Here is a 9,521-nt window from a genome sequence, read left to right as displayed (position 1 = left end):
CCGAACGGACAGAACCTACTTGAGGGCACTGACAGCCACGTGCCGTCGAAATCGGCTCGCGGTGTTCAGCAGGACTCTTTCGATACACGGCCTAGCCGAGGCGGAAGCAGAAGGGGAACCGATATGACATCGATCATGGGAGTCCTCAACGTCACTCCCGACTCGTTCTCCGACGGCGGCAACTATCCGGATCTCACTGCCGTACTCGCCCACGCTCACGAGATGCTCGCCGAAGGCGCCGACATCGTCGATGTCGGTGGTGAGTCGACCCGACCCGGTGCCACCCCCGTGAGTGTGGCAGAGGAGCTGCGACGGACCGTCCCCATCGTCGAGGCCCTGGCGGCGCACTGCACCGTGTCCATTGACACCACAAAGGAACGGGTGGCGACAGCGTGCGTACGTGCAGGCGCCTCCATCATCAACGACGTCTCCTCATGCCTCGACGGGGTCGCGGCGGACCTTGGCGCGGGCTGGATCGCCATGCACATGCAGGGCGTACCTCTCACCATGCAGGCACAACCGCGGTACGGCGACGTCGTAGCCGAGGTACGGGACCACCTCGTCGCCACGGCGGACAGAGCACTGTCACGAGGCGTTGCGAAGGTGTGGATCGACCCAGGCATCGGATTCGGCAAGGGCTTCGAACACAATCTGGAACTCCTGCGGCACATCGACGAGCTCATCTCGACCGGCCATCCCGTGGCCGTGGGCCTCAGCCGGAAGTCGTTCATCGGCACGCTCACCGACCAGCCCGTGCCCCACAAGCGGGTCACCGGGTCCGCTGTCGCTGCGGCCCTGGCAGCGGGCGCCGGCGTGGACCTGGTACGGGTCCACGACGTGCGGGAGACCGTGGAGGCGCTTCGTGTCGCAGCGGCGCTGTCCACCATCCGGGTGGTCGGCAGCCAATGAACGGATAGTTTCACGGGACAGAGTCCCACGCGTGCGGGGAGGCTCGCGCCAGTGTGCAGGTGACCAACTCCCCGCGACCGAACGCCTCGAGACACTCGCCGACCTGCCATCGCTGCCGGTTCTGCTTGACAACTCAACTGCCCGTTCGCCTGTAGGCGACGAGAAGGGAAGACAACAATGACCGCACCCACCACTACCCGGCCCTCCAGCGAAACCGCGGACCTGCTACAACAAACCGCGCCTTCACCGCGACCTGTCGACGCTGAGCGCGTCGCCGCACTCGTGACCCAACTCCTGACCGCACTGGGCGAGGACCCGACGCGGGAGGGCCTGGCGGATACGCCAACCCGGGTCGCCTCCTGGTGGGCCGACTTCCTTTCCCCTCACACCTCGGCCAATGCGACGTGCTTCACCGAGACCGGCGTGAACGAGCAACTGATCGTGGTCGGGGGGATGAGCGTTTGGTCACTATGTGAGCACCACATGCTGCCTATGAACCTGGAAGTCGCCGTCGGATACATGCCTGACGGTGAGGTGGTGGGCCTGTCGAAGTTCGGGCGGATCGCTCAGCGGAACGCCGGGCGCCTTCAGGTGCAGGAGCGGTTTACCGAACAGGTCGCCGCCGAGATCACCCGCGCCACGGGCTCCGCGGACACGGCCGTCATCGTCCGAGGCACGCATCTCTGCATGAGCATGCGGGGCGTGCGGATGGAGCCTGCCCGCACCATTTCGTCACGGAAGGGGGGCCGGTTCCGGACCGACCCGGTGCTCTCGCAGGAGTTCCTCACCCTCGCCACCGCGCATTGGAGGACGCCCTGATGGCCAAGAGCATCGACTTGTCCGCCGTGATCGCCCCGCCCGCCTACCTTAGCCGCGGGCCGCCGTTGACCACCCCGCCATCGATGAAATCACGCATGAGGTCACGCGGTTGCGGCATCAGTGTGAAGCGCAGGTCCATCGAGCGCTCGCCCCACGGCAGCTCGGGCGCGTGATGCAGCCGCTGCGGCCAGCAGTACAAGAACAGCGGCCTCGTGACTCTTCCGCTCGTGAACGAGGGTGCCTCGCTTTGCCTGGTGAACAAACCGACGGACCGGCTCGGCCCGTAGAGCATTGCGTCTGGCTCGGATGGCTCCCACCTTCGACCTTCGAGGCGTTTTGCGCACGCAGGCGCGCTGCTGGTGGCAAGCGCGGCGGAAAGGCTTAGAAGGAGGTACCGGCGACCAGGGGTCTCCGGGATGCGTGGGGCTGCATCTCTTATGCGTACGCGATGAGACTCGAGCATGGTGGCTGGGCACCGTGCTGGGCTGCCTTACCAACGGGGTCAGTGACCACGACCAGGGTAGATTCGGCCGTCACCTGGTCCCACGTACCAGTGCCGATCACAAGCTCGCCGAAAAAGGGGAACTCCGTACTTCCCGATAGTTCCGCCCTTGCCCATTGCGCGCTATGCGGCCATTGCTCGTCCGTTACGGTCTCCACTGGCGGGCTCGTTCGCCTCCCCCTCCCCCGGTGCTGAACGGGCCCGCGCCGAAATCCCCCGACAAGAACGGCAGAGGCGCACCTTGCATGCCTCCTTGAACGGCAACGGCAACAGTCTTGGCGCAACACGAGGGCACACCGGCGGTTTCTCCCTGACATACCTTCACCCACCCAACCCACGGACAACTTGACAACGGCATAGGAGTCCACATGCCTACCCAGCCCGACGCGCCGCTTCGCACCACCCCACTCGACGCCGTACACCGGCGCCTCGGAGCGACCACCGGCCCATTCGCCGGCTGGGAGATGCCCATGCGCTACGGCAACGAGCGAGAGGAGCACATCGCGGTACGCACCAAGGCAGGCTTGTTCGACCTCTTCCACACAGGCGAAATCACCGTCAGCGGTATCCAGGCAGCCGAAGCTCTCGACCACGCGCTCGTGGGCAACATCTCCGCTCTCGCCACAGGCAGGGCCCTGTACACCATGATCTGCGCCGAGAACGGCGGGATCCTCGACGACCTGATCGTCTACCGCACCGGTGAGCGCGAGTACCTGGTCGCGGCGAACGCACGCAACGCGGAGACTGTCCTGGCCGAACTCACCGCCCGCGCAGCCCCGTATCCCGGCGCCAAGGTGCGTGACGACCGGGATACCTACGCGCTGGTCGCCATCCAAGGCCCGGAGGCAGCCGCCATCATCGCCCCGCTGGCGGGGGTCGACCTGGAGTACTACGGCGTCAGGCACGGCACAGTCGCCGGCACCGATGCGCTGATAGCCCGCACCGGCTACACCGGCGAGGACGGCTTCGAATTGTACGTCGCCGCCGAAGCCGCAGAGGCGATGTGGAACATCCTCACCGAGGCAGGCACCTCCCATGGCCTCGTCCCGGCCGGAATGGCATGCCGGGACACACTGCGCCTCGAGGCGGGGATGCCACGGTACGGACACGAACTTACCCCGGCGATCACCCCGTTCGACGCAGGCCGCGGCCACGTAGTCCACTTCAACAAGACCACCAACAAAGGCCGCTTCATCGGCAGGGACGCCCTGATCAGAGCCGCCGAAGCAGCCCACAAGTACCCTCTGCGCAAACTTGTCGGCCTTGTATCCACAGGCGAACAAAGCCCGCGCACCGGATTCCCCGTCGTCAACAAGCAAGGTGCGAAAGTCGGCGAGGTCACCTCCGGCGCCCTCTCCCCCACTCTCGTCATACCGATCGCCATCGCATACCTGGAGACGGCACACGCCGAGACCGGCACCCACGTGGCCGTGAACATCCACGGAAAGCACGAGCGCTACAAGGTGGTCGCGCTCCCCTTCTACAGGCGACCCAGTGCCCCAGTCCCCGCCTCAGCCAGGCCGAAGTACCTCGGTGCCGCCCACCGCCAGCAGCTGACCTCTCACCGCCCCCACCGGCAGCCAGCCGCCAGCAGCCCAGAGCACTGATGGGTCGGCGTGCACACTGGGGCGTGTGCGTAGCCGCCCAACACGGCAGGCCAGGTGACAAACAAGGCCCCCGGCTGAAGAGTTGAGACTCCATCCCTGATCTTCGCAGGGAATCCCGGCGTTGAGGCCGGGAGGGTATGCGATCTCTGGACTGCTCTGAGGCGCCCGCGGCAGTGGACGGTTGTGATTGTCAGTGGCGGCCGTTAGGTTGATCGCCATTGACCGAGGGGTGGGCTGGATGATGCGTGCGTACAAGTTCCTCTTGCGGCCCACCGTGGGCCAGATGGTTGCCTTCGGCGAGATGCTGGCCGATCACTGCTCCCTGTACAATGGGGCGTTGCAGGAACGCCGTGATGCCTACCGGCATGTCTCCAAGACCAGCGTCAGATACGGCCAGCAGTCAGCGCAGTTGAAGGAGATCCGGGCGTTTGATCCGGCGCGTCAGGGGCGTTAGTCGTTCTCGTAGCAACAGGCCACCTTGCGCCGGCCGGACAAGGCGTTCACGGCGTTCTTCCGCCGGGTCAAGTCCGGTCAGACGCCGGGGTATCCGCGTTTTCGCGGGGTGAACTGGTTCGACACGGTGGACTTCCCGAAGGACGGGGATGGGGTCCGGTGGGACTCGACCCCGCACGACCCGGTGACCCGTGTCCGCTTCCAAAGGGTCGGGCATGTCAGGGTCCACCAGCACCGGCCCGTAGCGGGCAAGGTCAAGACGATCAGTGTCAAGCGTGAGGGCCGCAATTGGTTCGTCGTGCTGACCGTCGAGCAGGAGCAGCCCGAGCCGCTTCCGGCGACCGGCAAGGCGGTCGGCGTCGACCTGGGCATCGCGAACTTCCTCGCCGACTCCCACGGCGGGTTCGTGCCGAACCCGCGTCACGGCCGGAGGGCCGCCGCGAAGCTTCAGGCCGCGCAGCGGGCCCTGTCCCGGTTCCCGCGGCGTAAGGCCAGGGACCGCACCGCCATCCACCAGCGGGCCGTGGAGAGGGTCGCGAAGCTGCATCGTAAGGTGCGCCGACGGCTCCTCGATCACGCGTAGCCCAACCGGCATAGCGAGAAGCTCCGCCCTTCAGGGCGGGAGGAGTCACACATCTCGCTCAGCAGAGGACCTCGACTCACACGCGTCAACAGCCGTCACCCGATCGGTGACCACCTTGAAGAACCGCGCTGGTCGTGTTGGAACCAAAGGGAGTGTTTCTCAGGTAAAAGTGGACCTTTACCAAACGCTGTTGGGAAACAACGCTGTCGAATCATGAAATCATTTCATGCGCGGCGCAGGCGCAATCACCCCGTGGTCCTGGCGTCCACCGCCGCACTGGCCGTCGCCAGCCTCTGCAGCATGTTCTTCCAGGCGAGCGCGCAGCCCATTTCGGCGGACGGAGCCGCATCATCGGACTGGGTGAGTTTTCGCGGCGGCAAGCTGTCGTACCGCGCTGACGCCCAGGGCAACCGAGTGCCCGACTTCTCATCCGTCGGCTACCGCGGCGGCGACGCGTCCATCCCGGACCTCCCCGTCGTCGCGACTCTCTCCCCATCCGCCCGCGGAGACGACACCGCCCGTATCCAGGCCGCGATCAAGCGTGCCACGCGCGGCGCTGTGCTGCTGCGGCCGGGCACCTACCGCATCGGCGGCACGATCAAGCTCAATCGCAGCGGGATCGTGCTGCGGGGCTCCAACGGCACGATCCTCAGCGGCACCGGCAAGGCGCACACCTTGATCGAGTTGGGCGCCAAGGGATCGGCGGGAATCCGCAAGACAGGCGGCTACTACCCAGTCACCGACGACTACGTCCCAGTCGGTTCCGCGGTGATCCACGTCAACGCCGCGTCCTCGAAGTTCAAGGCCGGCGACCGGATCGTCGTAGAGCGCCCGATGGAGGCGAGCTGGATCCACGCCATTGGCATGGACCGGATTCCGCAGCGCCCGGACGGAGGCCGCACCACTCAGTGGAAACCCGTCAGCGACATCAACTTCCAGCGCACCATCGCGGCTGTGCGGGGCAACACCATCACCTTGGACACACCCCTACCACAGGCGCTCGAAAAGCCGTACACCCACGCCACTGTCTCGAAGTACACCTACCCGGGGAGAATCAGTGGAGCCGGCGTGGAGAACCTCACCGGCGACGGTAAGGCGTTCCACTCCCACCCCTCCTGGCACAGCACCGGCTACTTCCAGTCAACGCTGGTCAGCGTCGCTGCCGCCGAGAACTCCTGGGTCCGGAACATCACCGCCCGGCAACTGAGTTCGGCCTTCGACATCGGCAGCGGCGCGCTGCGCGTCAGCATACTGAACACCCAGTCACTGGATCCTGGCGTCCCGCAGGACATCCACGCCCAGCCCGCCGCATACAGCATTGCGGGCCAGCAGACGCTCATCGCCGACTGCCGAGTCACTGGCAGCAACCAGCATGCCTGGGTGACGCAGGCCCGAGTCCCGGGCCCCAATGTCATCACCCGGTGCTCGGCCACCAACACTGGTTCGCGGCTGATGGACGCGGGCCCGCACCAGCGCTGGGCCTCCGGAACACTGTATGACGAGATCACCATGTCCGGCGGCGGAAAGCTGTCCATCAGCGACCGGCAGTGGCTCGGCAGCGGCCAAGGTTGGGCGGGAGCCAACCATGTGGCGTGGAACTGCTCGGTCGGCAGCTACAAGGTCGAGGACCCGCCGACCGCCCACAACTGGGCCATCGGCTGCACCGGCAAGCAGACGCCTCCCTCCAACGGCCACAACATGGGGCAGATCCAGTCCCCCGGCCAGCACGTCCTTCCGGCAAGTCTCTACGCCGCGCAGCTTCGCGAGAGGCACGCCGGGCAGTCCGACCCGACTCCGACACCAACCGGCACACCCGACCCGACCCAGACGGCCAAGCGGGATGACCCGACGCCGACCCCGACCCAGAGCCAGAGTGGCGGTAACGGTGACGCTGGCGACGGTGGTGAGCCCACCACTGAGCCGGCCGATCCTGACGGCCACCTCCCCGACACCGGGTCCAACACTCCCATCGGCCTGGTCGCAAGCATCGCCGCGGCCCTGATCGCCGCAGGCACCGCCATGGCCTGGTGGCTGTCCCGCCGCAAGACGGCCGCCAGCTGACCGGCACGCATCCCGGACATACCCCTGCAGTCCTGCGAATCCCCGAATGCTTTTGGTCCATTCGGGCCTCGCGTCACGTCGGCCTTCAAGACCTGATTGCGGTCTTGAAGGCCGACGTTGTCATACGGGGGCAGCTTCGTGTCGGCTTCCGTCACGCTCCTACCGCCGACGTGCACCACCACCGCTGCTGTGCGGCGCTGTCAACCTCGGCCGTACCGACGGTGTGCGCTCCGCCGTGTCCACGTGCCGGCGAGGGGTGCCTCGCAGCCCGTCCTACTGTTGTGGCGGAACCGGACCGGAATCACGCGGGGCGATACGGTACGCCACTCCGGCCTGCGGCGGCCGGCGCACGCAGGTGTGGGATTCCGCCGTGACGGACACAACGGGTCGTTGCTGCGCGGCTGGTCAGAGCCCGGCGACGAAGGTGGCCATTGCCGCCATCGCGCTGCCGCCGATGATGAGAGTCGTCAACGGGCACGCAGGCCCCCTCATAGGTCGGCCAAGTCCGGCCCTCGCGAAGATGCTTCTCCGCCACCAGTTAGGCGGCTTCCATCTCCTGAGCGGAGGAACTGCCCTCCGCAGGATCTGTCGTGGGCAGCACAGTGGCTTCAGGAGTCGCCGGACGCTCGATTCCGGCCTGGGGTCGGCGCGAAGCTTTCGGTGACCCAGGTCCCCAGAGAGGCTTCGGCCGTAATGCCGGGGCCGAATCCAGCGACCAAGCCGCGGACCCCTTCGGGCAGACCTTCGTCGAACAGCCGGCGCAGGGCGTCAAGCACCACTGCCGAGGCGATGTTGCCGTACTCGGTCAGAGTGGCCCGACTGTGGCGGAAGGCATCCGGCTCGACAGCCAAGAAGCGGCTCAGTCCGTCCAGAATGCCGGGGCCTCCGGCATGGATGACGTAGAAATCGAGCTTGGAGGCATTCCAGCCGTGCGAGCTTGCCAGCATGTGCAGGGAGGGCGCCAGCAGAGAGATGGTTCCCGGAACACGCCTCTCCGCCTGGAAGTCAAAGCTTGTGGCCACGGCCTCATCGGGCATCCAATTCTCGGTGTACGGGATGAGATAGGAAGCGTTGCGCTCCAGCTTCAGCCCCATGCCGCCAGCGCCGCGCATCACCGCGGCTGCGATGGCATCACCGAGCAGGCCGTTGGACAGCACCGATCCAACACCCATATCCATGGGCTGATAGCACAGTGAGCAGAACTCACAGGCCACAATCAGTACGTTGGTGTCCGGGTAAGCGATGCAGAAATCGTGGGCCCGGTTGATCGCCGCACCACCGGCCGCACAGCCGAGTTGGGCGATAGGAATCTGCCGTGCGTCCTTTCGAAAGCCCATGGCGTTGATCATCGACGCGGTCAGTGGGGGCATATTGAATTCACTGCATGATACGAACGCGATCGCGTCAATGTCCTCGGCTGCAACGTCGGCCGATGCAAGAGCCTGCTGTATCACCGAGGGAACGTGAGCCCGGGCTTCGCTCAGATAGATCCGTTTACGGGCCTCGACGCCTGGATGCTGCAAAGTTTGCTCTATCGGCTGGATCAGGTGCCGTTCTCGGATACCCGTATCTTCTACCATGCGCAGGATCAGCGGCAGCTTCTCGTGGTCGGCGTGCAGCCGACGGCACATATCCAGCGTCTCGTTCATCGAGATGGTGTACTCCGGGACCCAAACGAACGGGCGACATAATGTAGGCAAAAGGCACCTGATCTCGCGGTTGAGGTCGGATTCACGAACATGCGGTATCGAGTACTGCTATCGCCGTCCGTAGTGCACGCGTCTGCCAGGTGTGCGAGAACGGAAGGCCGCACTCATTCCAAACCCGTTGCGGCGAAAATAGGAAGCGTCTCCAGCTCGGGGCGCCCATAATGGGCAGAATGCTTGCCCATTAGGCAATCAATACCACAAGGGATGTTGCAGCGCTCCCGTCGCCAGGGCACCCTCTGTGAGGCCGATCGGCGCCAGCTTACGGGATTGAGACTGACCATGGGTGTACCTCTGGGAAATTTGGAAACGCTCTCGCGCACCGGATAGAGGACCTCGCATCCTTTCACGAGGTCACGGAGGCTTCCATGCCGAGCACCCAGAGCCGCCAGACGCGCCTCTTCGATTCGGGGTACGCATTTCCGCCCGCACCTCGTGCACCAAAGCCCCACGAGGCACCTCGCGTCGGTTGGCAGTCACTCTCAAGCATGAAGGTGCGATTCCTTCATCGCCCGGGGCGCAGTCAGCGGCGGGACCGTCGTTTGATCCCAGCCGACCCCTACCCCCCTCGCCGACTGCCGCATGGACGTGGTAGCGGGGTCACCCCTCAACCAGCTCCGCAACCGAGTGCCGACCTCCTACCCTGCCTGAGCAGACGCTGGACCTCATACACGCCGGCCTACTCCCTCTGTGAACCGGTCACCAGAGGTCTACCGGAATCGCTGGCGTTGCGGGCAGATCGCCCCTCTCCGGTACGTTGCGACCTTCCCGCCCCGGCCGCGGACGATCGCGCCGCCGAGGAACGCACGACCGCGCCCTCCCGGCGCGTCGCAACGCCCGACAAGCGATACAGCCGCACGGGCCGACGGGCAAGTGCAGGC

Annotated in this window: 5 protein-coding genes and 1 pseudogene; 5 read left to right on the top strand and 1 reads right to left on the bottom strand. The window is 65.7% G+C overall.

Going from position 1 to position 9,521, the window contains the following annotated elements:
• The first annotated feature begins 123 nt into the window (after positions 1 to 123).
• The 5 genes and pseudogenes from folP to ACH4YL_RS37905 all read left to right on the top strand — a co-directional run bounded on the left by folP (position 124) and on the right by ACH4YL_RS37905 (position 6,934).
• Positions 124 to 909: a dihydropteroate synthase gene (gene folP, locus ACH4YL_RS37925; protein ID WP_398512084.1), complete on the top strand. Its 786-nt coding sequence runs from the start codon at positions 124 to 126 to the stop codon at positions 907 to 909.
• A 177-nt stretch (positions 910 to 1,086) separates the two neighbouring features.
• The gene (gene folE / locus ACH4YL_RS37920; RefSeq protein WP_398512083.1) at positions 1,087 to 1,728 is read left to right on the top strand and encodes a GTP cyclohydrolase I; all 642 of its coding nucleotides are present in this window, start codon (positions 1,087 to 1,089) and stop codon (positions 1,726 to 1,728) included.
• Between the two features lie 870 nt (positions 1,729 to 2,598).
• On the top strand, positions 2,599 to 3,837 hold the full coding sequence (gcvT, locus tag ACH4YL_RS37915) for a glycine cleavage system aminomethyltransferase GcvT (RefSeq protein ID WP_398512082.1): 1,239 nt from the start codon (positions 2,599 to 2,601) through the stop codon (positions 3,835 to 3,837).
• A 238-nt stretch (positions 3,838 to 4,075) separates the two neighbouring features.
• Positions 4,076 to 4,870 (top strand): annotated as a pseudogene (locus ACH4YL_RS37910) (RNA-guided endonuclease InsQ/TnpB family protein); the annotation flags it as partial.
• A gap of 216 nt (positions 4,871 to 5,086) precedes the next feature.
• A complete protein-coding gene (locus ACH4YL_RS37905; protein ID WP_398512081.1) occupies positions 5,087 to 6,934 on the top strand; it encodes a hypothetical protein in 1,848 nt (615 codons plus the stop codon).
• 608 nt (positions 6,935 to 7,542) lie between these two features.
• Here the strand turns inward: ACH4YL_RS37905 and ACH4YL_RS37900 are convergent.
• A complete protein-coding gene (locus ACH4YL_RS37900) occupies positions 7,543 to 8,634 on the bottom strand; it encodes a type III polyketide synthase (protein WP_398512080.1) in 1,092 nt (363 codons plus the stop codon).
• Positions 8,635 to 9,521: the final 887 nt, after the last annotated feature.

The sequence above is a fragment of the Streptomyces sp. NPDC020681 genome (genome assembly GCF_044334895.1).
Lineage (GTDB): Bacteria > Actinomycetota > Actinomycetes > Streptomycetales > Streptomycetaceae > Streptomyces.
Note: the sequence above shows the minus strand (reverse complement) of the source record. Positions and strands in the feature narration are given on the sequence as shown.

Coding starts and splice junctions, on each gene's coding strand:
- ACH4YL_RS37905 (WP_398512081.1), top strand. CDS start 5,087: ATGAAATCATTTCATGCGCGGCGCAGGCGCAATCACCCCGTGGTCCTG.
- gcvT (WP_398512082.1), top strand. CDS start 2,599: ATGCCTACCCAGCCCGACGCGCCGCTTCGCACCACCCCACTCGACGCC.
- folP (WP_398512084.1), top strand. CDS start 124: ATGACATCGATCATGGGAGTCCTCAACGTCACTCCCGACTCGTTCTCC.
- folE (WP_398512083.1), top strand. CDS start 1,087: ATGACCGCACCCACCACTACCCGGCCCTCCAGCGAAACCGCGGACCTG.